21 protein-coding genes and 1 tRNA gene are annotated in these 24,668 nt (G+C 63.9%); 11 read left to right on the forward strand and 11 right to left on the reverse strand.

The genetic code is table 11. The annotated features are described in order from the left end of the window. The first annotated feature begins 13 nt into the window (after positions 1-13). Positions 14-1,693, forward strand: a complete 1,680-nt coding sequence (locus QXZ85_RS28185) for a methyl-accepting chemotaxis protein (RefSeq protein WP_315728632.1) — start codon at positions 14-16, stop codon at positions 1,691-1,693. A gap of 258 nt (positions 1,694-1,951) precedes the next feature. On the opposite strand, the gene QXZ85_RS28190 is transcribed toward QXZ85_RS28185, so the two are convergent. From QXZ85_RS28190 to QXZ85_RS28205, 4 genes are all read right to left on the reverse strand, one after another. Then, positions 1,952-2,083: a hypothetical protein gene (locus QXZ85_RS28190; protein WP_315729715.1), complete on the reverse strand. Its 132-nt coding sequence runs from the start codon at positions 2,081-2,083 to the stop codon at positions 1,952-1,954. A 26-nt stretch (positions 2,084-2,109) separates the two neighbouring features. Then, positions 2,110-2,183, reverse strand: a tRNA-Gln gene (locus QXZ85_RS28195). Positions 2,184-2,642: 459 nt separating this feature from the next. Beyond that, positions 2,643-5,786: a multidrug efflux RND transporter permease subunit gene (locus tag QXZ85_RS28200; protein WP_316175238.1), complete on the reverse strand. Its 3,144-nt coding sequence runs from the start codon at positions 5,784-5,786 to the stop codon at positions 2,643-2,645. Beyond that, positions 5,783-6,952 carry an efflux RND transporter periplasmic adaptor subunit gene (locus tag QXZ85_RS28205; RefSeq protein WP_315728638.1) on the reverse strand — a complete coding sequence of 390 codons (1,170 nt, stop codon included), beginning with the start codon at positions 6,950-6,952 and terminating at the stop codon, positions 5,783-5,785. The genes QXZ85_RS28200 and QXZ85_RS28205 overlap by 4 nt, the downstream gene beginning before the upstream one ends. Before the next feature lie 175 nt (positions 6,953-7,127). Between QXZ85_RS28205 and QXZ85_RS28210 the strand changes: the two genes are divergently transcribed. The 7 genes from QXZ85_RS28210 (at position 7,128) to QXZ85_RS28240 (ending at position 13,861) form a co-directional block, all read left to right on the forward strand. After that, positions 7,128-7,589 (forward strand): MarR family winged helix-turn-helix transcriptional regulator, encoded by a 462-nt coding sequence (locus QXZ85_RS28210; RefSeq protein ID WP_316175236.1) that lies wholly within the window; start codon positions 7,128-7,130, stop codon positions 7,587-7,589. A gap of 212 nt (positions 7,590-7,801) precedes the next feature. Further along, complete coding sequence (locus QXZ85_RS28215; RefSeq protein ID WP_315705260.1) at positions 7,802-8,041, forward strand: hypothetical protein; 240 nt, start codon at positions 7,802-7,804, stop codon at positions 8,039-8,041. Positions 8,042-8,298: 257 nt separating this feature from the next. Next, positions 8,299-10,860: a TonB-dependent receptor gene (locus tag QXZ85_RS28220; RefSeq protein ID WP_316175234.1), complete on the forward strand. Its 2,562-nt coding sequence runs from the start codon at positions 8,299-8,301 to the stop codon at positions 10,858-10,860. Between the two features lie 21 nt (positions 10,861-10,881). After that, entirely contained in the window at positions 10,882-11,571 is a 690-nt protein-coding gene (locus tag QXZ85_RS28225) for a Fe2+-dependent dioxygenase (protein WP_315728642.1), read from the forward strand. Further along, positions 11,568-12,584, forward strand: coding sequence for a tonB-system energizer ExbB (gene exbB / locus QXZ85_RS28230; RefSeq protein ID WP_315705263.1), 1,017 nt, complete (start codon positions 11,568-11,570; stop codon positions 12,582-12,584). The genes QXZ85_RS28225 and exbB overlap by 4 nt, the downstream gene beginning before the upstream one ends. Positions 12,585-12,587: 3 nt before the next feature. Continuing rightward, positions 12,588-13,055: a TonB system transport protein ExbD gene (exbD, locus tag QXZ85_RS28235; protein ID WP_315705264.1), complete on the forward strand. Its 468-nt coding sequence runs from the start codon at positions 12,588-12,590 to the stop codon at positions 13,053-13,055. A gap of 17 nt (positions 13,056-13,072) precedes the next feature. Continuing rightward, positions 13,073-13,861 carry a TonB family protein gene (locus QXZ85_RS28240; protein WP_316175232.1) on the forward strand — a complete coding sequence of 263 codons (789 nt, stop codon included), beginning with the start codon at positions 13,073-13,075 and terminating at the stop codon, positions 13,859-13,861. A 27-nt stretch (positions 13,862-13,888) separates the two neighbouring features. Here QXZ85_RS28240 and QXZ85_RS28245 read toward each other — a convergent pair whose 3' ends face one another. The 3 genes from QXZ85_RS28245 to QXZ85_RS28255 all read right to left on the reverse strand — a co-directional run bounded on the left by QXZ85_RS28245 (position 13,889) and on the right by QXZ85_RS28255 (position 16,009). Then, the gene (locus QXZ85_RS28245) at positions 13,889-14,299 is read right to left on the reverse strand and encodes a hypothetical protein (RefSeq protein WP_316175301.1); all 411 of its coding nucleotides are present in this window, start codon (positions 14,297-14,299) and stop codon (positions 13,889-13,891) included. Between the two features lie 77 nt (positions 14,300-14,376). Next, on the reverse strand, positions 14,377-15,057 hold the full coding sequence (locus QXZ85_RS28250) for a site-2 protease family protein (RefSeq protein WP_315806177.1): 681 nt from the start codon (positions 15,055-15,057) through the stop codon (positions 14,377-14,379). A gap of 19 nt (positions 15,058-15,076) precedes the next feature. After that, on the reverse strand, positions 15,077-16,009 hold the full coding sequence (locus tag QXZ85_RS28255) for a LysR family transcriptional regulator (RefSeq protein ID WP_316175230.1): 933 nt from the start codon (positions 16,007-16,009) through the stop codon (positions 15,077-15,079). 127 nt (positions 16,010-16,136) lie between these two features. On the opposite strand from QXZ85_RS28255, the gene QXZ85_RS28260 reads away from it, so the two are divergent. Beyond that, the gene (locus QXZ85_RS28260) at positions 16,137-17,036 is read left to right on the forward strand and encodes a DMT family transporter (RefSeq protein ID WP_315705268.1); all 900 of its coding nucleotides are present in this window, start codon (positions 16,137-16,139) and stop codon (positions 17,034-17,036) included. 11 nt (positions 17,037-17,047) lie between these two features. Here the strand turns inward: QXZ85_RS28260 and QXZ85_RS28265 are convergent, their stop codons facing one another. The 4 genes from QXZ85_RS28265 to QXZ85_RS28280 all read right to left on the reverse strand — a co-directional run bounded on the left by QXZ85_RS28265 (position 17,048) and on the right by QXZ85_RS28280 (position 21,906). After that, on the reverse strand, positions 17,048-17,794 hold the full coding sequence (locus tag QXZ85_RS28265) for an SDR family NAD(P)-dependent oxidoreductase (protein ID WP_315705269.1): 747 nt from the start codon (positions 17,792-17,794) through the stop codon (positions 17,048-17,050). Between the two features lie 174 nt (positions 17,795-17,968). Beyond that, entirely contained in the window at positions 17,969-18,703 is a 735-nt protein-coding gene (locus QXZ85_RS28270) for an SDR family oxidoreductase (protein ID WP_315766565.1), read from the reverse strand. A gap of 132 nt (positions 18,704-18,835) precedes the next feature. After that, a complete protein-coding gene (locus QXZ85_RS28275; protein WP_315766341.1) occupies positions 18,836-20,659 on the reverse strand; it encodes an IlvD/Edd family dehydratase in 1,824 nt (607 codons plus the stop codon). A gap of 134 nt (positions 20,660-20,793) precedes the next feature. After that, positions 20,794-21,906, reverse strand: a complete 1,113-nt coding sequence (locus tag QXZ85_RS28280; protein WP_315745392.1) for a LacI family DNA-binding transcriptional regulator — start codon at positions 21,904-21,906, stop codon at positions 20,794-20,796. 262 nt (positions 21,907-22,168) lie between these two features. On the opposite strand from QXZ85_RS28280, the gene QXZ85_RS28285 reads away from it, so the two are divergent. Both QXZ85_RS28285 and QXZ85_RS28290 read left to right on the forward strand, forming a co-directional pair. Next, the gene (locus QXZ85_RS28285; protein WP_315745391.1) at positions 22,169-23,230 is read left to right on the forward strand and encodes a sn-glycerol-3-phosphate ABC transporter ATP-binding protein UgpC; all 1,062 of its coding nucleotides are present in this window, start codon (positions 22,169-22,171) and stop codon (positions 23,228-23,230) included. Positions 23,231-23,297: 67 nt separating this feature from the next. Continuing rightward, positions 23,298-24,620 carry an ABC transporter substrate-binding protein gene (locus tag QXZ85_RS28290; protein WP_315705274.1) on the forward strand — a complete coding sequence of 441 codons (1,323 nt, stop codon included), beginning with the start codon at positions 23,298-23,300 and terminating at the stop codon, positions 24,618-24,620. Positions 24,621-24,668 lie beyond the last annotated feature (48 nt).

The raw sequence follows: 24,668 nt of genomic DNA on the forward strand, positions 1-24,668 counted from the left end.
GCAGGAAACTGACATGGTCCTCACCATACCACGCCGCTTTGCGGTCCTGGTCGCGCTATCCATTGGCGTCTGCATCGCTGCCGTGGTCAGCCAACTTCTCGCTACCCGAACGGCCCTGGTCGAAGAGCGCAAGGCCGCAGTCGTCGGACAGGTGCAATCCGCTGTGTCGATCGTGAAGGGCTTTGCCGATGCGGTGGCCAAGGGTGCCCTGACCGAGGACGAGGCGCAGAGTCGCGCCAAGACGGTGCTACGCGGCATCCGCTTCGGTAAGAACGACTATATCTTCGTCTACCAGCCGGACGGTGTGAACCTCGTGCTCGGCCCGAAACCGGATTGGGAGGGCAAGAGCGTCATCAACGAGAAGGACGCCAACGGCCTGCCTCTGATACGCGAGCTGATCGCGGCTGCGGCCCAGCCTGGTGGCGGCTTCGTCAGCTATATGTTCGCGCGCGCCGGCAGCACCGTCCCAGTGGCGAAGCTCGGCTACACCATGAAGGCCGATCCGTGGAACTGGGTGGTCGGCACCGGCGTCTATGTCGACGATCTCGACGAGGCGTTCTACGCCTCGGCGAAGGTTTCGTTGATGTGGGCCGTAGGGCTGATCGGTCTGCTCTGTGTCGCGACTCTGATCATCGCCCGCGGCCTGGTCCGACCACTGCAGGCGATCACCAGCACGATGACCGAGCTTGCGAACGGGAATCTTGCCGTGCAGATCCCGAACTCGGAGCGGCGCGACGAGGTCGGCGAAATGGCCCGTGCCGTCGAGGTCTTCAAGGTCAATGCGGCCGCCCGTCAGCGGCTCGAAGCTGAGCATCAGGAGCAAGAGGCGCGTCAGGCCCAGCAGCGCAAGGTCGACACGAGGCGGCTTGCGAATGACTTCGAAACCGCGGTCGGCCAGATCATCGAGGCCGTCTCGTCGGCAGCGACCGACCTTGAGTCATCCGCCCAGTCGCTCAGCGCAACTGCCGAGCGCTCGAAGGGTCTTGCCACCGCCGTGGCCGGCGCCTCCGGCGACGCCTCCAACAACGTCCAGTCGGTCGCCGCCGCCACCGAGGAAATGTTCTCCTCCGTGAACGAGATCAGCCGACAAGTGCAGCAATCCTCAGCGATCGCCAGCGAAGCGGTGGAGCAGGCCCGCAAGACCAATGAACGCGTCGGCGAATTGTCGCAAGCGGCGGCTCGTATCGGCGATGTGGTCGAGCTCATCAACACCATCGCGGGCCAAACCAACCTGCTGGCCTTGAACGCCACCATCGAGGCGGCGCGGGCCGGTGAAGCCGGCCGCGGCTTCGCCGTGGTCGCCTCCGAGGTCAAGGCGCTCGCCGAGCAGACTGCCAAGGCGACTGGCGAGATCAGCCAGCAGATCGGCGCCATCCAGACCGCGACCCAGCATTCGGTCACTGCCATCAAGGAGATCGGCGACACGATCGGCCGGATGTCGGAAATCGCCGCGACCATCGCAGCCGCAGTAGAGGAACAGGGGACCGCCACCCAGGAGATCTCGCGCAACATCCAGCAGGCTGCCAACGGCACGAAGCAGGTTTCAGCCAATGTTGCCGACGTGCAGCACGAAGCGACCCAGACGGGGGCGGCATCGTCGCAGGTGCTCAGCGCGGTGCAGTCACTGTCGCAGGACAGCAGCCGACTGAAGGCCGAGGTCCACAAGTTCCTCGACACCGTGCGAGCCGCGTAAAGAGCAGGCCGTCGGCGAGTGCCGAAGGCTGCGTCCTTGGCGCGGCGTTCCCTTTATTGCCGGTCGTGCGCGCATCTGTCAGGCGGAGACGGCACGCCTATCGGCCTTGGGGCCCCGTCGGCGCGTGAGAGCAGGCATGCCCTAAGGGTTCCAGTCCCGCGCACGTAAGGGAAGCCGCTAGGTCTTTGGGGGAGGGCGCGTCGACGAACCATAAGCGTGAGCGCGCCGCTGCTCCGGCGATGAGGCGAGACGACAGTCTCAAAGGCACCTCATCGGGAAGCCTGGATTCAGGCGTGGATGTCCCTTGCCGGCCTCGGTCAGCTTCACATAGGTGCCGCCCTCGTGCAGCCACAGCCAGCCGCGGGCGATCGCCAGGTCGAGGCCTGGCACATATTACGGTGGCGCTTATGTCAAGCTGGCTGGGGAACCTGGATTCGAACCAAGACAAACAGAGTCAGAGTCTGTTGTGCTACCGTTACACCATTCCCCAACGGAATTGCCGAGCAGTCTCAAGAGCTTGTGGAGCTGTCCGGCAGTGGTGCGCAAAGCGCCGCGTGAACCAAATCAGCGGCGGGCACGGCGCTCTTCTACCCGCATGTGACAGGGCTTGGCAAGCGCGTAAGGGGATGGAATTGGGGGGAAATTCGCGCGGCGGGGCTTGGTGGGTCTCGGCTGACCGGAGCGGGGCTCGACGCCGGTCCGGGCGCTGATGCCCCAACGGCGCTGCCCCCAACGTGTGTACGTATCTGGCAGCAGGCCAGGTGCCGCCCCCTCCTGCTTGCGGGGTGAGATGAACGAAGCTCGCTCTGAGAGTCGCAAGGTACCGGAAGATGACGCGGGTGGGGAGCTTGACTCCACGCGAGCCATCCTGCCCACCGTGCCCCCACCCCAACCCTCCCCCGCGTGCGGGGGAGGGAGAACACCGCCTGTGCGGTGGACTCGCGCGCCGCTACTCCGCCGCTTCCTTCACCGGCCCGTGCTCGTCGGCCTCGCCTTCGACGTCCAGCTTGGAGCGGCCCCAGCGCGAGAAGGCGTTGTTGAGCTTGTCGAGATAGAGATAGACCACGGGCGTCGTAAACAGCGTCAGCAGCTGGCTGACGATCAGGCCGCCGACCATGGAATAGCCGAGCGGCTGGCGGATCTCGGCGCCGGTGCCGGTGCCGAGCATCAAGGGCACGCCGCCGAGCAATGCGGCCATCGTGGTCATCATGATCGGACGGAAGCGGAGCAGCGCGGCCTGGCGGATCGACTGCTCGGGCGTCAGGTGATGGTCGCGCTCCGCGGCGATGGCGAAGTCCACCATCATGATGCCGTTCTTCTTCACGATGCCGATCAGCAGAATGACACCAATCAAGGCAATCAGGCTGAAATCGTAGCCGAACGCCATCAGGATCGCGAGCGCGCCGACGCCGGCCGAGGGCAGGGTCGAGAGAATCGTGATCGGGTGGATGTAGCTCTCGTAGAGGATGCCGAGGATCAGATAGACCACGACCAATGCCGCGAGGATCAGCAGCGGCACGGTGGAGAGCGACTGCTGGAACGCTTGCGCCGTGCCCTGGAAGCTCGAGTTCAAGGTCGCGGGTGCACCGAGCTCGACCATCGCCCGCTGCACGGCCTGGGTGGCCTGGCCGAGCGCCACGCCCTGCGCGAGGTTGAAGCTGATCGTGATCGCCGGGAACTGGCCCTGGTGGCTGATCGACAGCGGCCGCACCGGCACGGTGGTCCATTTGGCGAAGGTCGACAGCGGCACCTGGTCGCCTGTCGTCGGCGACTTCAGGTAGATCTTGTCCAGCGTGTCGACGTTGGCCTGCAGCTCCGGCAGGATCTCCAGGATCACGTGATAGGAGTTGAGCTGGGTGAAATACTGCGCCACCTGGCGCTGGCCGAAGGCGTCATACAGCGTGTCGTCGATCAGCTGCGGGGTGATGCCGTAGCGCGAGGCGGTGTCGCGGTTGATGGTGAGCTGGACGGTGGTGCCGTCGGTCTGCTGGTCGGTGGCGACGTCGCGCAGCTCCTGCAGCGTCTTCATCTTGTCCAGGATCTTCGGCGCCCACTCGTTGAGCTCGCCGAGATTGGCATCCTGCAAGGTGAACTCGAACTGGGTGCGGGTCGGGCGGCCGCCGAGGCGGATGTCCTGCGCCGCCTGCATATAGAGGCGGGCGCCTTCGACCTTCTCCAGCTTCGGCCGCAGGCGGCCGATGATCTGCTGCGCCGAGGCGTCACGCTCCTCGAGCGGCTTCAGTGTGATGAACATGTTGCCGTTGTTGCCGGCGCGGCCCGAGCCGCCGATCGCCATCGCGACGCTGGCGACCCCCGGATCTTGCATCACGATCTTCGCCAGCGCCTCCTGGCGCGACTGCATCGCCCGGAAGGAGATGTCCTGCGAGGCTTCCGACGTCGCGGTGATCAGGCCGACATCCTGCTGCGGGAAGAAGCCCTTCGGGATCAGGATGAACAGATAGACCGACAGGCCGAGCGTGGCGAAGAACACCAGCAGCGTCACGAAGCGCCAGCGCAAGGCGACGTCGAGGCCTTTCTCATAGGCGTTAAGCAGAGCCTCGAAGCCGCGTTCGCTCCATTGATAGAAGCGGCCATGGGTCTGATGTCCGCCGCGCAGGAAGCGCGAGGCCATCATCGGGGTCAGCGTCAGCGACACCACCATGGACACGAAGATGGTCATGGTCAGCGTCACCGCGAACTCGCGGAACAGGCGGCCGATGATGCCGCCCATGAGCAGCAGCGGGATCAGCACGGCGACCAGCGAGATTGAGATCGAGACGATGGTGAAGCCGATCTCGCGCGCGCCCTTGAAGGCGGCGGCCATCGGCGATTCGCCTTCCTCGACATAGCGCGAGATGTTCTCGAGCATCACGATGGCGTCGTCGACCACGAAACCCACGGCGATGGTGAGCGCCATCAAGGAGAGATTGTCCAGCGTATAGCCGAACACCCACATCAGCGCGCAGGCGCCGAGCAGCGCCAGCGGCACCGTGACGGTCGGGATGACGGTCGCCCAGAAGCTGCGCAGGAAGATGAAGATGACCATCACCACCAGGAAGATGGTCAGGAGCAGGGTGAACTGGACGTCCTCGACCGCGGCGCGGATGGTGGTGGTGCGATCGGAGATCACCTCGATCTTGATCGCCGGCGGGATCGCGGCGACCAGCCGCGGCAGCATCGCCTTGATCTTGTCGACGGTCTCGATGACGTTGGCGCCGGGCTGCTTGAAGATCACCAGGAACACGCCGCGCTTGCCGTTCGCCCAGGCCGCCTGCTTGGCGTCCTCAGGTCCGGTCACCGCCCGGCCGATGTCGCGGATCCGCAATGGAGCGCCATTGCGATAGGCGACGATGACGTCGTTCCAATCCTTGGACTCGGTGAGCTGGTCGTTGGCGTAGATCGTGTAGGCGCGCCGCTCGCCGTCGACGTTACCCTTCGGGCTGTCGACCGTGGTGATCGCGATCTGGCTGCGCACGTCCTCCAGCGACAGGCCCTTGGTGACGAGCTTGGCCGGATCGACCTGGACGCGGATCGACGGCTTCTGCTGGCCGCCGATGATGACCTGGGCGACGCCGGTGATCTGGCTGATCTGCTGCGCAAGCTGGGCGTCGACGGCGTCCGAGACGGTGGTGAGCGGCAAGGTGTCCGAGGTGGCCGACAACAGCAGGATCGGCGAATCCGCGGGGTTGACCTTGCGGTAGGTCGGCGGCGAGGGCAGCGTCTTCGGCAATTGGCCGCTGGCCGCGTTGATCGCGCCCTGCACGTCGTTGGCGGCGCCGTCGATGTTGCGGCTGAGATCGAACTGGATGGTGACGGAAGCGGTCCCCAGATAGCTCGTCGATGTCATCTGGGCGATGCCGGGGATCTGCGCGAACTGGCGTTCCAGCGGCTGGGCGACCGAGGTCGCCATCGTCTCCGGGCTCGCGCCGGGCAATGTCGCGGTGATCTGGATGGTCGGGAAGTCGACCTGCGGCAGCGGCGCCACCGGCAGCAGCGGATAGGCCACGAGGCCCACGAACAGGATACCTGCCATCAGCAGCGAGGTGCCGATGGGGTAGCGGATGAAAGGTGCCGAAATGCCGCCGCCGTTCATTCCTGCCGGACCTTCGCTTGCGCCGGGTCCGAACTCGCCACCGCGGTGGTGACCAGCGAGCCTGGCTGAACCTTGAACTGACCGCCCGTGATCACCTGCTGGCCAGGCGTCAGGCCGGCCTCGATCACCGTGCGGCCGTCGATCGACACGCCGACCTTCACCTTATGCAGCTCGGCCTTGTTGTCCTGGCTCACCGTGTAGGCATAGAGCCCGTTGGTGGAGTGCTGGACGGCGTCATCGGGAACCACGGTTGCGTCCTTCAACGTCTTCACCAGGAGCCGCGTCGAGACCGACTGGCCGGGCCACAGCGCGTGATCCTTGTTGTCGAACACCGCCTTCAGCCGAATCGTCCCGCTGGTCGCGTCGACCTGATTGTTGATCACCGCGAGCTTGCCCTGGGCCAGCGTCTTCTTTCCATCGGTGGTCATCGCCAGCACCGTCAGCGGCGCCACCTTCTGGCCTTCGTTGATATAGGGGAGCTGCTCCTCGGGAGCAGTGAAGATCACCGCGATCGGCTCGATCTGAGCGATCGTGACGATGCCGGTCTGCGTCGCCGCATTGACGATGTTGCCGATGTCGACCTGGCGCAGGCCGGCGATGCCGGTAATCGGTGCCTTGACCTGGGTGTAGTCGAGCTGGGTCTGCGCGTTGGCGATCGCGGCATCATCGGCTGCAATCTGCGCGGTCAGTTGCGCCACCGTGGAACGCTGGGTGTCGGTCTGCTGGCGGGTGGCGAACTCGCCGAGCTTGGTGAAGCGCTGCAGATCGAGATTGGCGTTGGCGAGGTTGGCCTCATCCTGCGCCTTTTTCGCCTTGGCCTGATCCAGGCTCGCCTGGAACGGCCGCGGATCGATCTCGACCAGGAGATCGCCCTGTTTGACGAGCTGGCCCTCGGTGAAGGCGATCTTGTCGATCTGGCCGTCGATCCGGGTCCGGACTTGTACGGTGTTGAAGCCCTGAACGTTGCCGAGGCCAGTCAGGTAGACCGGGAAGTCGGTCTTATCGACCGGAGCTGTCGAGACACGAACGGCAGGCGGCCCCGCTGCCTTCTGCGCCTCGGCGCGTTTGGCGGCTTCCGCGCCCTGATAACGCTGCCAGCCGTAATAGCCGCCCCCGCCAAGGACTGCCAGCAGCAGGACCCAACCGATAGCCTGTGACGTCTTCATGTCGGCTCTTTCGTCGGCTCTTCGATTTCGGCTTTTCGAAGCTGAAGCGAAGAGAATAACCGGTCTTTAAAACCGTTCCCAGCGCGCACAGATATAGTGTGCGTGCACTTTATGTGTAAACACACCGCTGCTTGAAGAAAACTAAACAATTTGACAGCTTCGAGGACCCGAGGACATGTCGTTGGACCTGAGGCGGCAGCTGGTCGCCCAGCTTGTCGAAAGCTCGCGCATTCTGCGCAACTATATTGATCATCGTGCCAAAGCGCGCGGCACCACGCGTGCGCAATGGATCGTGCTGTTTCGGTTGCGCGCGCAGGAAGGACTATCGCAAGTCGATCTCGCCGAAGTGCTGGAGCTGCAGCCGATCTCGCTGGTGCGGCTGTTGGACCGGCTGGTCGAGCAGGGGTTGCTCGAGCGCCGGCACGATCCCAAAGATCGCCGCGCCAACCGGCTGTATCTGACGGTTGCCGGACACAAGCTCGTCGATGATCTCGACGATCTCAGGGATGCGATCGCCGCCGACGTTCTGCACTGCATCCCTGACGACGTGGTCGCGACCAGCCTGACCACGCTGCGCGAGATCAAGGACCGCATCAAGGCGCTGTCGGATTCCGGCGATCATGCCGCTGCGAAGTAGGGCGATCTTGTCGTTACTACTTGAGCGTGTCGATGCTCGCGAACTTATGACTCCAGTGCCGCCGTTGATCTGAGCTCTCAATAGATTTGCCGCGCGTGAGTCGGGCGCTTCGGATCGGTCGCACCAGTTTAGAACGACTTCAAACCTGCCGCGCTCCGGTTGTCATCACGCAGCGGCCCGGTCCATATCAGGCCGAGCAGCGGGAGCGCGGAATGGACGAACTGAACGGGAAGATGATCGCCTGCCAGATCCTGGTGACGGGCCTGATCGCCAGGGTCGCCAATGAGCAGCGCGACCCCTTGCGCTTCCTCACCGATTTCCGCGACGAGATCAGAGCCGTCGTGAAGGGCGTGCGTATCGCCGGCATCGACAATTCGGATCGCGTGCGCCAGATCGCGCAGCAGACGGTCGATGAGTTGTTCTCGCTGATGAAGCCACCGAGCAGCGACTAGCATCCGAAACTCGCAGCGAAGCGATAGCCCGCGGACGCGCCGTTGTGAGGTCGACCCTACGAACTCTCACAATCGCAGCTTAGAGTCGTTTTAAGTTTGTTTGCTGGATTTAGAATCGTTTTGATCTGGAACTATTCAAGCTGAACTTGGACCTCCTCAAATTGACCCGCTGAAACACGCTCGATACCACCATCGTGATGTTCGCTTGCGAATGATCCGCACAAGCGACGTAGGAATACGGGGGCGTGTAAGAGGATATGGGACAGGTCATTACACCGCGATCGCTGCGTGCGATCGCAGCGATCAATTTCAATGCAAAGCTCGATGGCGCTACCGGCACCAAGGTGTCGGCGGTTGCGGGACTGATTGCCGTGGCCACGGTGTCGGGGGCCGAGGCGCAGCCGTCCTCCGACCTTCCGACCGTCAACGTCGATGCTCCGGTTGCGCGTCCGAGGCCTGCTGCCTCCAAGCCGACACCTGACCAGGTGCGCGCCCGCAATGCCCTGCGGCGCGCGGCGGAGCGGCAGCAGGCGGCGCAATCGCAGGCCGTTCCGTTCCCCAATGCGGGCGGGCTCGCCCCCCCGGATGCCAATCCCTATGCGGACGCGGCGGCGCCCTACAAGGTCGATCGCGTGCAGTCCTCAGGCAAATTCCCAGAGCCGATCCTCAATACGCCGAAGACGATCACGGTGCTCAGCAAGGAAGTGCTCGAGGACAAGAACGCCACCAACCTGAAGCAGGCCGTGCTCAGCACGGCGGGCGTTACGCTCGGTTCGGGCGAGGGGGGCAATGCCTTCGGCGATCGCTTCTTCATCCGCGGCTTCGATGCGCGCAACGACATCTTCATCGATGGCGTGCGCGACGCCGGCGTCAGCGTGCGCGAGAATTTCTTCACCGAGCAGGTCGAGATCCTGCGCGGCCCGGGCTCGTCGTTCGCGGGCCGCGGCACCACCGGCGGCGCGATCAATATCGTGACCAAGCAGGCGACGACCGCCGGCAATTTCTACAACATGGATACGACGTTCGGCACCGACCACACCAAGCGTGTGGTGCTCGACGTCAACCAGGTCATCAATCCGACGCTTGCCGTGCGGGCAGGCGGCTTGTTCCAGGACGCCAACGTTGCCGGCCGCGACGCCATCAAGGACAATCGCAACGGCGCTTTCGTCGCCACGACGTGGACGCCGATCGATCCGGTGAAAATCACCGCCAATTACGTCCATACCGAACTGACCGGGATTCCCGATTTTGGCGTGCCGTACTACCGACCGAGCACGGCGAGCACCGCCGGCGGCCCGTTCCCTGATTTCGGAGTCAACCGGAACAACTTCTATGGCCTGCTCAATCGGGACTTTTATCGAACGGGGCAGGACTTCGCGACCATCAACACCGAGGTCAAGATCACGCCCGACCTCACATTCAGCGACAAGCTAAGGCTGTCGCGATCGACCCAGAACTACATCGGCACGCTGCCGGAACAGCCGGTGGTCACCAATCCGAATCCGCTGCTTTGGACCTTGAGCGCCAATCCGCAGAGCCGTTTCCAGCAAACCGATGTGGTCGCCAACCAGAGCGAGTTCACCTACAAGTTCGACGACGGGCTTGGTTTCAGGCACACGGCGCTCGGCGGCGTGGAGATCTCGCGGGAAGTCTCCAGCATCGATCGCTATACGGGATTGAGTTCGGAAACCGTCGGCGTGCCCTTCAGCGGTAGCGGCTCGATCTCGGGCGTGAACGTGTTTGCGCCCCAATATATGGAGACGCCGTTCACGACATCGCCATCCCTGTCCGGCCGGCCGACGAAGATCGCGGTCGATACGACCAGCGGTTATGTCATGGATAGCGCCAACTACCGTGATCTTGTGATCCTCAACGGCGGCGTCCGCTACGACGACTACAACATCAAGAGCAGCGGCTTCGGCACCGTGAACGGCGTTTCCAATGTATGGGGCGCCCAGGCCGCCGATTTCGGCCTGCCGAACTTCAATCTCGGTCTGACGCTGAAGCCGGCGCCGAACGGCAGCGTGTATGTCGCCTATGCGACCTCGTCGAATCCGGTCGGTGCCGAATTCGATGGCACCAGTACTGCCTATGGCGGATTGTCGCCGGTGCTCAACGGCGGCTCGAACCAGATCTTCGGGCCTGAGAAGAACAAGGCCATCGAGGTCGGGACGAAGTGGGAGTTGTTCGATCGTCATCTGCTGGTAACGGCCGCGCTGTTCCAGACGGAAAAGGAGAACGCGCGAGAATCGCAGAACATCACGGCGGCGACGGCAACCGCAACCTGTCCTTATCCAGCCGGTACGACGGGCACGGTATCCTGCATCACGGCCGGCGCTGCTTACCGCATCCGCGGCATCGATCTCGGTATCGGCGGCAAGATCACGGACAAATGGAGCGTGTTCGGCGGGCTCGTGCTGATGCAGTCGGAGGTGACGAAGTCGCTTGCGCCGCCGGCAAATACGACGCTGTACAAGTCGAATGTCGGCTTGCAGCTTGCCAACGTCGCACATCAGTCCTTCAGCATGTTGACGAAGTATCAGCTGAACGACACGTGGGAGATCGGCGGCCAGGCTGTGTACCGTTCCAAGATCTATGGCGGTACGCTGCTTGCGGCCAACCAGGGCACGTCAATTCCGAGCTACTGGCGGTTCGATGCGTTCGCAGAAGCCAAGATCGACAAGCATTGGACTGCCAAGCTGTTCGTCAACAACATCTTCGACAAGCGCTACTACGACGCGCTCTATCAGAGTGCAGCACCGTTCGTGCTGGAGGCGCCGGGCCGCGCGGCCTATCTGGTGCTCTCGGCGCGGTACTAAGGCGCTGCTGAAGGAAACATCATGCTGGTCTGCATTCCGGAAGTCCTCAGCAAGTCTGATGTCGCCGAATTCCGCCGCATCATGGATGCGGCGGAATGGGAGGACGGTCGCTCAACGGCCGGAGCGCAGTCCGCGATGGTCAAGCGCAACGAGCAATTGCCTGCCGACGGCGAGGTGGCGCGGGCGCTGGGGCAGCGGATCGTCTCCGCGCTGACGAAAAATCCGCGCTTTCTCTCGGCAGCAATTCCACTGCAGATCTTTCCACCGTTGTTCAACCGCTATGCAGCCTCCGGCGGCCACCATTTCGGCATTCATGTCGACAACGCCGTGCGCGGCGATCCGCTGACGGGGCTGCGCATCCGCACCGACCTGTCGATAACCTTGTTCCTGGCGGAGCCCGAGGAATACGACGGTGGCGAACTTGTGATCGAGGACACCTACGGATCGCACGAGGTCAAATTGCCCGCAGGCGATGCCGTATTGTATCCGTCATCGAGCCTTCATATGGTGACGCCGGTGACCCGCGGCGCCCGGGTCGCCTCTTTTTTCTGGATGCAGAGCATGATACGGGATGCGCACGTCCGCAGTATGATCTTTGATCTCGATAATGTGATCCAGGGTCTCGCGGGGCGGCTGGGGCGCGACGATCCCGAAACCGTCAGATTGACCGGCATCTATCACAACCTGATCCGCTACTGGGCCGAAGTATGAAGACATCGTTCCGCTTTTGCGCCGCGCTCGTTCTGACAGTCATGCTTGTGGCGCCTTTGGCCTACGCGCAGCAGGTGACGACGCAGGCTCAGCAGACGCCGGCAGGGCAAGCTCCGGCGGCCCAGGCGTTCTCAGCGGCTTTGTCGGGGCAGACGCCCGCGGCTCCAGCGCCCGTTAGTCCGGCGCCTGCTGAGAACAAGTCGCAAGTCAGTCAGGCCGTGACCGGGACAAATCCTTTGGCGATCACGCCGAACGATGCCGCCCCGGCAGCTCAGCCGAATGTGGATGGTGCTGCCCGGCCGGCCAAATCGATCGCCGTTGGTCTCGATGAATTGTCGCCCTGGAGCATGTTCCTGAAGGCCGACATCGTGGTCAAGGCGGTGATGATCGCGCTCGCACTCGCCTCGGTCGCGAGCTGGACCATCCTGATCGCCAAGAGCATCGAGTTCGCGGTGCTGAAGCGCAAGCTCGGCGGCGCGTTGCGCAAGGTCGCCAGTGCGAAGTCGCTGGCTGAAGCGCAAATCGCGATGGGCAGCTCGACGAGCGTGCTGTCGTCGCTCTTGCATGCGGCAATTGCGGAGTTGCGGGTATCGAGCGATCTGCCGAGCGATGCCGGCATCAAGGAGCGGGCCGCTTCGAGCTTTGCCGAAATCGCCCGCGCGGAAGGACGCCGGGTTCGCGTCGGTATGGGTCTGCTCGCCACGGTCGGCGCCATCTCGCCCTTCGTCGGCCTGTTCGGCACCGTCTGGGGCATCATGAACAGCTTCATCGGCATTTCGAAGTCGCAGACCACCAATCTCGCCGTGGTGGCGCCCGGTATCGCCGAGGCGCTGTTGGCAACGGCGATCGGCCTTGCCGCGGCGATTCCTGCCGTCATCATCTACAATCACTTCTCGCGCGTGACCAAAGCCTATCTGGAGCAGGTCGGCCGCGCGTCCGGCGCGGTCGGGCGGTTGTTGTCGCGCGATCTCGACCGCAGTCATGTTGCGATCCATTCGCGGGCGGCGGAGTAGGCGATGGCCGTTTCGCTCTCGGATGGCGATCTCGACGACGAATTCGACGAGACCCACGACATCAATGTGACGCCGTTCATCGACGTCATGCTGGTGCTGCTGATCATCTTCATGGTGGCTGCGCCGCTCTCGACCGTCGATCTGCCGATCGACCTGCCGACCTCGACCGCCGCGCCGCAGAAGAAGCCCGACAAGCCGATCTACGTCTCGATCAAGCCGGACCTTTCGCTTGCCATCGGCGAGAACGGGGTGAAGCGAATCGATCTGGTGCGCTCGCTCGATACGACGCCCGAAGCGAGCAGGGACCGTCCGATCTTCCTGCGCGCCGACAAGGTCGTGCCTTATGGTGAGCTGATGCAGGTCCTGGAGCTGCTGCGCGCCGGCGGCTACACCAAGGTCAAGCTGGTCGCGCTGGAGCGCGCGCCCGCCGCGCCCGGCCAGGTGCCGGCGGCTCAGCCGGCGCAGCCCTGAGCGAGGCGAGGCCAGCGATGAGCCATCTCGACACCGGCAACAGGACGTCGCGGAGATTGTGGTTCTTGGCCGCGGTCGGCGCGCTGATGCTCCATGTCGGCGGCGCGGCGCTGGCGCTGACGCATCTGAAGGACGATGAGGATATCGGCGGCCTCGGTGCGAACGGAGCCGAGATCATCGACATCGACATGGCTTCGCCCAAGGTCGAGAACGACGAGGTTCCAGTCGGTCAGGATTCGGTGGCCCAGACCGCTTCGCCCCAGCTGCAGGAGCAGAAGGCCGAGGTCGAGCAGACCGACCTGCCGAAGGATATGCCGACCACCACGGACGAGGCGGACCAGCAGGTGACGACCTCCGATGTGAAGAAGCCGACGGAAGAACAGAAGGTCGCGGCGGTCCAGACCAACGCTTCAGATGCTCTGGAGGCCTCGGAGGACAGTGCCAGGAAATCGCTCGATGACAAGGCGCCCGAGGCTGAGAAGACCAAGGCGCCCAATGTCGGCATCGGCAAGGACAAGGAAAAGCTCACGGCGAATTGGGGCCGCAAGATCAGCGCCTATTTCGAACTGCACAAGAAATTTCCACCCGGGAAAAAGGCCAAGGTCCAGGTCAAGCTGGCCTTGGTGCTGAACCGGCTCGGCCATGTCGTATCGGTGGACGTGAAGGAATCCTCCGGCGACCAGGCTTATGATGATGCGGCAGTGGCCATGGTTCGCCGCTCGGATCCGGTGCCGAAGCCGCCGGCCGGTCTCACCGACGATGAGTTTCCGTTCACGTTGCCGGTGAACTTCAATCCGCCCAAATGAGGCGAGCCGGCTGGCGTCAGCCGAGCCTCAGCGAAAATAATACCTGATCCCGACGTAGACCACCACAAGGCAGGCAAAGATCAGCGCCACCGGCAGTTTCGGCCTAGTGGTGGCGCCGTTCTGCGCCGTCTTGGCTTTCGGCGGCAGCCGCCGGAACGCGGTCACGTTATCGGTCACCGGTTGCTGGGCTGGCGCTGCCGCCTTCACCTCGGGCGGTGCGCCACCTCCCCCCATTTCGGCATAATAGGCTTCGTACATTTCACGAATGGTCGCCTCGGTGGCGTCGTGCTCCGACATTTCGGTGAGCCGGGTCTTGTAGCTCGCCAGGAACTCCTGTGCCTGCGGGGGAAGGTCCGACGCGCCGTTCAGCTTGGCGATCATCTTCCAAGTCGCAAAATCCGCACGCGCCCGCGTGTCGGCCCGGCGAGCGATCATCATGTCAGCAGCTTTGGCCAATGGTTGCCTCGGGTCTCGTTCCCCATCCCGCCTGTGGCTAGTGCTTCAAATTCGCCGCACTAGGTGTTGCCGGTCAATAGCAGAAGGAGCTGGAAGATTGAATCGGTTGTGACGCGGAGCAGCCTTGACACAAAATCAAGATTTAGACCGAGCTGCGCGCCCGCCAAGGGCAGCAGGATCAAAATCGCCAGCAGAATCAGCATCCCGAAGGGTTCCAAACGCGCCAGCGCCGCGGCTAAAGGGCGCGGCAGCAAGCCGACGGCAACCCGGCCGCCATCGAGAGGCGGGATGGGCAGCATGTTGAACACCGCCAGCATGATGTTGATCGTCAGCGCGTTGTAGAGATTACGGGCCACCCAGCGTGCAGCCTCCGGCGGGACCAGGGGCATCAGGTGGAACGCGAGCGCGGCCACCAGCGCCAGCAGGATGTTGGTGGCGGGACCGGCCAGCGCCACCATCACCATGCCGGTGCGCAGCGGCTTCAGATTGCGAAAATTGACCGGCACCGGCTTGGCATAGCCGAACAGGAACGGCGAGCCCGAGAACAACAGCAGGGCGGGCAGCAGCAGCGTGCCGAACGGGTCGATATGCCTGAGCGGATTGGCGCTCACGCGCCCCAGTCGCAACGCGGTGTCGTCGCCGAACCGCCAGGCCACGAAGCCATGCGCGGCCTCATGGAAGGTGATCGCGACAACCAACGGCAGCACCCAGGTGGAGATGGCGTAAAGGGAGATGTTCAACAGCTTGGTTCCGGACGGCTCATTCCTCTAGATAGCCTCCGTCGCTCTCAGCCGCTACGGCATTTCGCTCCGGCCCTGCAATGACCGCAGAATGTCGTGGCGGGGTGCGCTCGGTCAGTGCATCTTGCAGATGGTCCGCGAGGCGCTCGGCGGCTTTCGACAGCCGTGGGGCGCGATGCAGCCGGATTTCGGCAGCGGGAAGCGGCGGCATGCCGTCTCGTCCCGACAACGGACGAAGCCGCGACGGGAAGGTGCCGGCCTTCACCACGGTGACGGCGAAACCTTGCGCGGCAATCGACTCGACCGCGGCGCTGCGGCTGACGAAGGCGAGACGCCAGCGGCGTCTGGCGTCATCGAGCGCGGTCATCGCCCAGTCGCGGAACAGGCAGCCTCGTGGATAGAGCGCGACGGGCAGCGGGTCACGGGTCTCGATGGGGGCAGGGCCCACGGCCCAGACCGCCTGCTCGCGCCGCAGGAATTCGCCGTCGCCGCAGCCCTCCGGATGCATCGCGACGACGAGGTCGTAAGCCTCGCCGAGCCGGGCCGGCATTGTCGCCGTGAGGCCGGTCTCCATCTCGACATGGATTCCCGGATGGCTGGCCATGAAGCGCGCGAGCAGCGGAGGCATGACGCTGGTGCCGTAATCGTCCATGACGCCGAGCCGGATGACGCTCGTGATCTTGCTCTCGCCGAGTTGCGCGACCGCCTCGTCGTTGAGCGCGAGAATCTGCCGGGCGTAGCCGAGCAGATGCTCGCCCGCCGGGCTGAGATCGACGCGGGCCTTGCTGCGACGGAAGAGCGCCACGCCGAGCCGGTCCTCCAGCCGCCTGATCTGCATGCTCACGGCGGATTGGGTGCGGTTGAGCATATTGGCGGCGCGGGTGAACGAGCGATGGTCGACCACGGCGACGAAGGCTTTGAGCAGGTCCGGGTCGAGAGGCGGCTGGTTCATCACGCACCGTGATCAGGCGTATCAATAAAATTCCATTTGTTGATTGGTAGCTCGTTCTTACTCTGGTCGGCAAGGTGCTGCGAAAAACGATACGAATTTCGGAATCTGCGCAACAGGAGGACTCGACTTGGGTGGAGAAGGCTGGGGTGTTCTGGCAGCAGTGCTATCGAGTGGGCTCGGCGGCACCTCGATCGGCGCCACCCGCTACCTGGCACCGGTCATCGATCCGCTCGCCATCGGGTCTTTTCGCTTCGGTATCGGCGTTCTGCTGCTGCTGCCGCTGGGTTATCTGAGAGGCGACCGCTGGCCTTCGGCGGGCGATTGGCTGGGCGTTGTGCTCTTGGGACTGTTGTACTTCGGGCTGTTTCCAGTCCTATTCAATGCGTCCCTTATCTTCACGACCGCGGCGCGCGGCGCACTCGCGCTCTCGACCTTGCCGCTCCTGACTATGGTGATCGGCGCGCTGCTCGGCAGCGAGCGCCTCACTTGGCGCAAGTCCGCCGGCGTGGTGCTGGCGACGGTCGGCGTCGCGCTGGCGTTGCTGACGGGGTTGTCGTCCGCCCCCGCCGGCGCTTGGCGCGGCGATCTGCTGATGGTCGGCGCCGCGTTGTGCATGGCGCTTTACAGCATCTGGTCGAAGCCGTTCATCCGCCGCGCCAGCCCGATCGGCTTCACCGCGCTCTCGATGGGGATCGGCGCGGTCGCCCTCATCCTTCTTTCCCGCTGGCGCGGCAGCTTCGCGCCGGTCGCCACCTTCGGAGCGCCACAATGGATTGCCGCGGTCTATCTCGGCGCGCTCGGCGCAGCGCTGACGTTCTATCTCTGGGCGTTCGCGCTGGTGCGGACGACGCCAACCCGGGTCGCGATCTCCGTAACCGTCAATCCGGTGACCGCGTCGCTGGTCGGAGCGTTTCTTCTCGACGAGCCGCTGCGCTGGAACCTCGTCGCCGGCATTGTGGCCGTGTTCGCCGGCATTTGGATCGCGACGACCGAGAGTCCGGCGGCCAAATCGAAGCCTGCTGCGTGAGGCTGGCGGCGTCAGTACGTCGCGCGGCCGCCGGAAATGTCGAACACGGCGCCGGTGGAGAAGGCGCAGTCCTCCGAGGCGAGCCAGGCGACCATCGCCGCCAACTCCTCGACGAGCACGAAGCGGCCCTTGGGTATCTTCGAGAGCATGAAGTCGATGTGAGTCTGCGTCATCTGGTCGAAGATCGCGGTTTTCGCCGCTGCCGGCGTGACGGCATTGACCGTGATGTCGTGCTGCGCCAGCTCCTTGCCGAGCGATTTCGTCAGCGCGATCAGGCCGGCCTTCGAGGCGGAGTAATGCGCGGCGTTCGGGTTGCCTTCCTTGCCGGCAATCGAGGCGATGTTGACGATGCGGCCATATTTCTGCTCGAGCATCACGGGCACGATCGCTTTGCAGCAGATGAAGGGGCCGTCGAGATTGATGCGCAGTACCTTGCGCCATTCTTCGAGGTCGGTCTCCCACACCGTCCTGTTGACGCCGGCAATGCCGGCGTTGTTGACGAGGATGTCGATGCGGCCGAACGCCTTGATCGTTTCGTCGCGTGCCGTCTCTACCGCTGCGGTGTTGGTGACATCGACCTTGAGCGCGATCACCGCGGGACCGATCTCCCTGGCGGTCTTCTCGGCGAGCGCCAGATCGTGATCCCAGATCGCGACCCTGGCGCCGGAGGCCACGAAGCGCTCGGCGATGGCGCGGCCGAACCCTTGCGCGCCGCCGGTGACGACGGCGCAGCGGTTATTGAGGTCGATCTGGTTCATGGTGTCCTTCCCCCAAACTATTCGTGACCGTCATTCCGGGGCGCGCGAAGCGCGAACCCGGAATCCCGAGATTGGCTTGCGTGCTCCTCAGATCGAGATTCCAGGTTCAGCCCTCCGCGCAAAATGGCCTTGCCATTTTGTCGCGCGGGCTGCCCCGGAATGACGGAGATTGTTTTACAGTGTCCAGCCGCCGTCGATGCAGTGTGCCACGCCGGTCGTGAACGCGCTCTCGTCGCTGGCGAGATAGACCGCAAGATGCGCGATCTCCTCGGCGGTACCGAGCCGGCCCATCGGTTGGCGCGAGATGAACGTCTCCAGCCCGTTCGGACCTGCCGCGGCGGCGCGGCCGAGCATCGACGGCGTTTCCACCGTGCCGGGGCAGATGCAGTTGCAGCGGATGCGTTTGCCGACGAAATCGGCGGCGACCGAGCGGGTCAGCGCGCCGACTGCGGCCTTCGTCGCCGCATAGACGTAGCGATTGGGCGCGGCCTTGAACACGCCCGCGGCGGAGGCGATGTTGACGATGGCGCCACCGCCACCCTCCAGCATCTTCGGCAGGAAGGCGCGGATCGTGCGATGCATCGACTTGACGTTCAGGTCGAAGGAGAAATCGAAATCCTCGTCCGAGCAGTCGAGGATGGTGCCGTGATGCACGAAGCCGGCAGCATTGAGCAGGATCTCGACCTTGCCGACGCGGTCGGCCAGCGCGTTGACGGCCGCGGTGTCGCGGACGTTGAGAACGGCGGTCTCACTGATGCCTTCGCTCTTCAGCGTGGCGAGACCCTTCTCGTCGATGTCGGTGGCGAACACGGTGGCGCCTTCGCGGGCAAAGGCGATGGCGCAGGCCCGGCCGATCCCGGCGGCGGCTGCGGTGACAAAGGCGCGCTTGCCCTTGAGGCGGTCGGACATGGTATCTCCCTGGGTGTCTCGTCTGTTTGTTGGTCATTCCGGGACATCGCGAAGCGATGGGCCCGGAATCCATAACCACGATCGGGAGTATGGATTCCGGGCTCGCGCTATGCGCGCCCCGGAATGACAGCGTCAGTGGTTGTGGCGCGCGACGCCGACCTTGCCGGCGATGTCGTGATATCGCGTGGCGAATTCCATGCAGGCGCCGGTGGCGTGCTGGCCAACTGTCTTGCGATAGAGCTCCTGCCAGGGTGTCTGGTTGGCCGGATACGGGAAGCCACCCTTCGCCTTCAGGCCGGCGTGGCGTTCGGCGACCTCTTCGTCGGAAATGAGGATGTTGGCGCTGCCCTTGTTGAGATCGATCCGCACCCGGTCGCCGGTCCTGAGGATGGCGAGACCGCCGTCGGCGGCGGCTTCCGGCGAGGCGTTGAGGATCGACGGCGAGCCGGAGGTGCCGGACTGCCGTCCGTCGCCGATGCAGGGCAGCGAGTGGATGCCGCGTTTGATCAGCGCCGCGGGCGGTTGCATGTTCACCACCTCGGCGCCGCCGGGATAGCCGATCGGACCGGCGCCCCGGATGAACAGCACGCAGTGCTCGTCGATCTCGAGCGCGGGATCCTCGATCCGGTGGTGATAATCCTCCGGGCCGTCGAACACGATGGCGCGGCCCTCGAACGCGTTCGGGTCCTTCGGATTGCTCAAGTAGCGGTCGCGGAATTCCTTGGAGATCACGCTGGTCTTCATGATCGCGGAATCGAACAAATTGCCGCGTAGCACCAGGAAGCCGGCATCCTTCACCAGAGGCTTGTCGTAGCTCCAGATCACGTCGCCGTCGGGCTTGGGCGCCTGACGGCAATTGTCGCCCATCGGGCGGCCGTTCACCGTGATCGCGTCCTCGTGGATGCGCTTCTGCCGCATCAACTCGCCGATCACGGCCGGCACGCCACCGGCGCGATGGAATTCCTCGCCGAGATAGAAGCCGGCCGGCTGCATGTTGACCAGCAACGGCACGTCGTGGCCGACTTTCTGCCAATCGTCGATGTTGAGTTCGACGCCGATATGGCGGGCCAGCGCGTTGATGTGGATCGGCGCATTGGTCGAGCCGCCGATCGCGGAATTCACCACGATGCAGTTCTCGAACGCCTTCCGCGTGAGGATGTCGGACGGTTTCAGATCCTCCCACACCATGTCGACGATGCGGGTGCCGGTCTCGTAGGCGATCTGGCCGCGCTCGCGATAGGGGGCGGGGATTGCGGCGCAGCCCGGCAGCGACATGCCGAGGGCTTCGGCCAGCGCGTTCATGGTCGACGCCGTGCCCATGGTGTTGCAATGGCCGATCGAGGGCGCGGACGACGCCACGATCTCCATGAACTGCTCATAGTCGATCTCGCCGGCGGCAAGCCGCTCGCGCGATCTCCAGACCACGGTGCCCGAGCCGGTGCGCTCGCCCTCGTGCCAGCCGTTCAGCATCGGCCCGCCCGACAGCACGATCGCGGGAATGTTGACGGTCGCGGCCGCCATCAGGCAGGCCGGCGTGGTCTTGTCGCAGCCGGTCGTCAGCACCACGCCATCGAGCGGATAGCCGAACAGGATTTCCACAAGGCCGAGATAGGCCAGGTTGCGGTCAAGTGCCGCAGTCGGCCGCTTGCCGGTCTCCTGAATCGGATGGGTAGGAAACTCCATCGCGATGCCGCCGGCGGCGCGGATACCTTCGCGGACGCGGTGTGCCAATTCGAGGTGGTGGCGATTGCACGGTGACAGGTCGTTGCCGGTTTGTGCAATGCCGATGATCGGCTTGCCCGACTGCAGTTCGGCGCGGGTCAGGCCGTAATTCAGATAGCGCTCGAGATAGAGCGCAGTCATGCCGGGGTTCGTGGGATCGTTGAACCATGCCTGCGAGCGCAGCTTGCGGCTCTTGTCCGCGCCATTGCCGGCGTGGCCGTTGGTTTTTGTCATTCATTCCTCCCGCACTGCGAAGTGGCAAGGCCGGTTGGTAACCACCGGCGTCTCGATTTGGCTTCCCGAGGCGCGACCTTGCGCCGCAAGGATGCAGCATTGGTTCGTCCTTGAACATGGACGACGTGTTTCGTTCAAGTCTGTTCTAAGCCCGGGTATTTGATTGCGCTACCATTTTGTTCCGTCGCGCCGGCCTGCGCAGGACTGCAGATCGTTGGCCGCACGTGCAAGGTCGAACTCTGTCGCTGCATGACCTCGAAGCCGAGATCGACGACGCGCGGGTCCGGCGCGCGTCCTTCGATGGCATCAACGATCATGGTGGCCGCGCGGTTGCCCATCTCGTAGCGATTGGTGCGGACGCTGCTCAGCGTCGGGACGGCAGCCGCCATGAACTCCATGTCGTTGAAGCCGACGATCGCCATCTGATCGGGGATCGCGATGTGCCGGCGCTGGCATTCGAACATCACGCCCATGGCGAGGTCGTCATTGGCGCAGAACACGGCATCGATCTCCGGCGCCCTGGCGATCAGGTCTGAGAACAGGCTGCCGCCGAGCGTCACCGATGTCGGCGCGGTCGTGGTGACGATCAGGCGCGGATCGAGCAGGGCGGCATCTTTCATCGCCTTCTGATACCCCTGCAGCCGCCGCTGCACCCTGGGGTCCATGCGTGCGCCGACGAAGCCGATGCGGCGACAGCCCTGGTCGAGAAGGTGCGAAATTGCCCCATAGCAGGCGTCGACGTGGGAAAAACCGATCATCATGTCGATCGGCTCGGAGCCGAGCTCCATGATCTGGACCACGGGACAGTCGGCCGCCTCGATGATCGACCGGCTGTCCGCAGTCTGGTCGATGCCGGTCACGATCAGCCCGGCGGGCTTCTGCATCAGGAACAGCCGCAGCAGGCGCTCTTCCTGCAGCACGCTGTAGCGGGTGTTGGCGAGCTGGATGCTGTAACGGCTGCCCTCGAACGCGTCATAGATGCCGCGCAGGACGTCCGAGAACACGTTGTTGGTGAGGGAGGGGATCAGCGCGCCGATCACCTCGGTGCGCTGCGAGGCCAGGGCCCGCGCGGCAAGGTTCGGCACGTAGCCGAGTTCCTTGGCGGCGCTTTCGATGCGGACGCGCCGGCGCGGCGATACCGTCTGCGGATTGCGGAAGAAACGTGACACGGTAATCGGGCTGACGCCCGCGAGCTCCGCGACTTCGGTCAGGCGCACTTTGCCGTGCTTGATCCGTTTCCGTCCCATGGATCGCTCATAAGCATCGGCGGTCCGGCTGACAAGCGGATATTGACAGCGCTATCACGCGGTTGCTAATCGAACCATTGCTAAAGCCGGATAAACTGCCGACAATACCCGCCGAATTCGGGTGCAGTCCGGACGCGGCGAGCACGACAAAACGAATAACAAGAACAAAAACAACAAGAACAACAAAAGCGACCGAGAACAAGAACGGCAGGAACGCCGGCGGCACGCAGCAAAAAGCTGCCGGTCATCGAGGAGGAAATTGATGTCGTCTGTGAATATTCGCGACGTGCGGAAATCGTTCGGCGGGTTCGAGGTCCTGCACGGCGTGACCATCCCGATCGAGGACGGCGAGTTCGTCGTGCTGGTCGGTCCTTCCGGCTGCGGCAAGTCGACGCTGCTGCGCATGCTCGCCGGCCTCGAGAACATCACCTCCGGCACCATTTCGATCGGCGAGCGCGTCGTCAACAACGTCCAGCCCAAAGAGCGGGACATCGCGATGGTGTTCCAGAACTACGCGCTCTATCCGCACATGACGGTCGCCGACAATATGGGCTTCTCGCTGAAGCTGCGCGGCGCCAAGCCCGAAGACATCAAGCGTGGCGTTGCGCGTGCGGCCGAGATTTTGGCTCTCACTCCGCTGCTCGACCGCTATCCGCGCCAGCTCTCCGGCGGCCAGCGCCAGCGCGTCGCCATGGGGCGCGCCATCGTCCGCGATCCGCAGGTGTTTCTGTTCGACGAGCCGCTCTCCAACCTCGATGCCAAGCTGCGCGTCGCCATGCGCACCGAGATCAAGGAGCTGCACCAGCGGCTGAAGACCACGACCGTCTACGTGACCCACGACCAGATCGAGGCCATGACCATGGCCGACAAAATCGTAGTGATGCATGACGGCATCGTCGAGCAGATGGGATCGCCGCTCGATCTCTACGACAAGCCGGATAACCAGTTCGTCGCCGGCTTCATCGGCTCGCCGGCGATGAACTTCCTCAACGGACATCTGAAGTCCAACGGATCGGCCTATGTCGAGACCGACAATGGCGCCAAGCTGCCGCTGATGACCGCGCCCACGGCCTCGGATGGGCGTCCGGTGGTCTATGGCGTCCGGCCGGAGCATCTCGAACTCGCCAGCGACGGGATCGAAGCCGAGGTGGTCGTTGTCGAGCCGACGGGGTCGGAGACCCAGATCGTCGCCCGTATCGGCACCCAGGACATCATCGCGGTATTTCGCGATCGCCACGAGGTCAATCCCGGCGAGAAGATCCATCTGCGTCCGCGCGCGTCGGCGGCGCATCTGTTCGACAAGGATAACGGCCGGAGGATTTAGCCGCCGGCCGTTCGACGCGAACGACAACAACAAACAATCAAAATATTGAAATGGGAGAAAACTTCAGATGGCAGATTTCCTGACCGACCGGCGCTCGCTGCTCAAGGGCGGAGCGACCATGCTGGCCGCCGCTGCGACCATGTCCAGCGAACAGCTGCTCGGCTATGCCAAGGCCTGGGCGCAGAGCTCGCCGTGGAAGCCGGAAGCGGGCGCCAAGATCAACCTGCTGCGCTGGAAGCGCTTCGTCGAGGCCGAGGACGTGGCCTTCATGAAGATCGTCGACGCCTTCCAGAAGGCCAACAACGTCACGATCAACGTCTCCAACGAATCCTATGACGACATCCAGCCCAAGGCCTCGGTCGCGGCCAATACGGGGCAGGGGCTCGACATGGTCTGGGGCCTCTACTCGTTGCCGTTCCTGTTCCCGAGCAAATGCACCGACATGAGCGACGTCGCCGACCATCTCGGCAAGGTCGCCGGCGGCTGGACCGACTCCGGCAAGGCCTATGGCATGCTCGACGGCAAATGGATCGGCATTCCGGTGGCCGCCACCGGCGGGCTCGTCAACTATCGCATCTCGGCGATGGAAAAGGCCGGTCACAAGGAATTCCCGAAGGACCTCGCGGGCTTTGCCGATCTCATCAAGGGCATGAACAAGAACGGCACGCCGGCCGGCATGGCGCTGGGCCACGCCTCGGGTGATGCCAACGGCTGGCTGCACTGGGCGCTGTGGGCCCATGGCGGCAATCTGATCGACAAGAACAACAAGGTCGTCATCAACTCGCCGGAGACGGCCAAGGCGCTGGAATACGTCAAGGGCCTGTACGACAATTTCGTCCCCGGCACCGCGTCCTGGAACGACTCGTCCAACAACAAGGCCTTTGTCGCCGGCCAGCTCTATCTGACGGTCAACGGCATCTCGATCTATGTCGCGGCGAAGAAGGACAATCCGCAGGTCGCCGAGGACATGAACCACGCGCATCTGCCGGCCGGTCTCGACGGCAAGACGCGCGAGCTGCATCTTGGCTTCCCGATCCTGGTCTACAACTTCACCAAATATCCGCAGACTTGCAAGGCGTTCACCGCGTTCCTGCTGGAGCCGGCGCAGTTCAACCCCTGGATCGAGGCGGCGCAGGGCTATCTGTCGCACTTCCTCAAGGCCTACGACGCCAACCCGATCTGGACTGCGGATCCGAAGAATACGCCATACCGCGACGTCGCGGCGACGGCGGTGACACCGGCCGGCGTTGGCAAGATGGGCGAGGGGCCGGCAGCGGCCATCGCCGACTTCGTCGTGGTCGACATGTTCGCGAACTACTGTACGGGACGCGAGGATGTGAAGACGGCGATGACCACGGCGGAGCGTTCGGCCAAACGTATCTTCCGCTGAGAACGTGACCTGGACGCTGGGTGGGCGTGACTCGCTTTGCCTGCCCTG

It is taken from the genome of Bradyrhizobium sp. SZCCHNGR1005, from assembly GCF_032489995.1.
Taxonomy (GTDB): Bacteria; Pseudomonadota; Alphaproteobacteria; order Rhizobiales; family Xanthobacteraceae; genus Bradyrhizobium.

What these genes read in the sequence shown, in the direction of transcription:
- QXZ85_RS28185 (WP_315728632.1), top strand. Translation starts at nt 14, where the DNA reads ATGGTCCTCACCATACCACGCCGCTTTGCGGTCCTGGTCGCGCTATCC.
- QXZ85_RS28200 (WP_316175238.1), bottom strand. Translation starts at nt 5,786, where the DNA reads ATGAACGGCGGCGGCATTTCGGCACCTTTCATCCGCTACCCCATCGGC.
- QXZ85_RS28205 (WP_315728638.1), bottom strand. Translation starts at nt 6,952, where the DNA reads ATGAAGACGTCACAGGCTATCGGTTGGGTCCTGCTGCTGGCAGTCCTT.
- QXZ85_RS28210 (WP_316175236.1), top strand. Translation starts at nt 7,128, where the DNA reads ATGTCGTTGGACCTGAGGCGGCAGCTGGTCGCCCAGCTTGTCGAAAGC.
- QXZ85_RS28215 (WP_315705260.1), top strand. Translation starts at nt 7,802, where the DNA reads ATGGACGAACTGAACGGGAAGATGATCGCCTGCCAGATCCTGGTGACG.
- QXZ85_RS28220 (WP_316175234.1), top strand. Translation starts at nt 8,299, where the DNA reads ATGGGACAGGTCATTACACCGCGATCGCTGCGTGCGATCGCAGCGATC.
- QXZ85_RS28225 (WP_315728642.1), top strand. Translation starts at nt 10,882, where the DNA reads ATGCTGGTCTGCATTCCGGAAGTCCTCAGCAAGTCTGATGTCGCCGAA.
- exbB (WP_315705263.1), top strand. Translation starts at nt 11,568, where the DNA reads ATGAAGACATCGTTCCGCTTTTGCGCCGCGCTCGTTCTGACAGTCATG.
- exbD (WP_315705264.1), top strand. Translation starts at nt 12,588, where the DNA reads ATGGCCGTTTCGCTCTCGGATGGCGATCTCGACGACGAATTCGACGAG.
- QXZ85_RS28240 (WP_316175232.1), top strand. Translation starts at nt 13,073, where the DNA reads ATGAGCCATCTCGACACCGGCAACAGGACGTCGCGGAGATTGTGGTTC.
- QXZ85_RS28245 (WP_316175301.1), bottom strand. Translation starts at nt 14,299, where the DNA reads ATGATGATCGCTCGCCGGGCCGACACGCGGGCGCGTGCGGATTTTGCG.
- QXZ85_RS28255 (WP_316175230.1), bottom strand. Translation starts at nt 16,009, where the DNA reads ATGAACCAGCCGCCTCTCGACCCGGACCTGCTCAAAGCCTTCGTCGCC.
- QXZ85_RS28265 (WP_315705269.1), bottom strand. Translation starts at nt 17,794, where the DNA reads ATGAACCAGATCGACCTCAATAACCGCTGCGCCGTCGTCACCGGCGGC.
- QXZ85_RS28270 (WP_315766565.1), bottom strand. Translation starts at nt 18,703, where the DNA reads ATGTCCGACCGCCTCAAGGGCAAGCGCGCCTTTGTCACCGCAGCCGCC.
- QXZ85_RS28275 (WP_315766341.1), bottom strand. Translation starts at nt 20,659, where the DNA reads ATGACAAAAACCAACGGCCACGCCGGCAATGGCGCGGACAAGAGCCGC.
- QXZ85_RS28280 (WP_315745392.1), bottom strand. Translation starts at nt 21,906, where the DNA reads ATGGGACGGAAACGGATCAAGCACGGCAAAGTGCGCCTGACCGAAGTC.
- QXZ85_RS28285 (WP_315745391.1), top strand. Translation starts at nt 22,169, where the DNA reads ATGTCGTCTGTGAATATTCGCGACGTGCGGAAATCGTTCGGCGGGTTC.
- QXZ85_RS28290 (WP_315705274.1), top strand. Translation starts at nt 23,298, where the DNA reads ATGGCAGATTTCCTGACCGACCGGCGCTCGCTGCTCAAGGGCGGAGCG.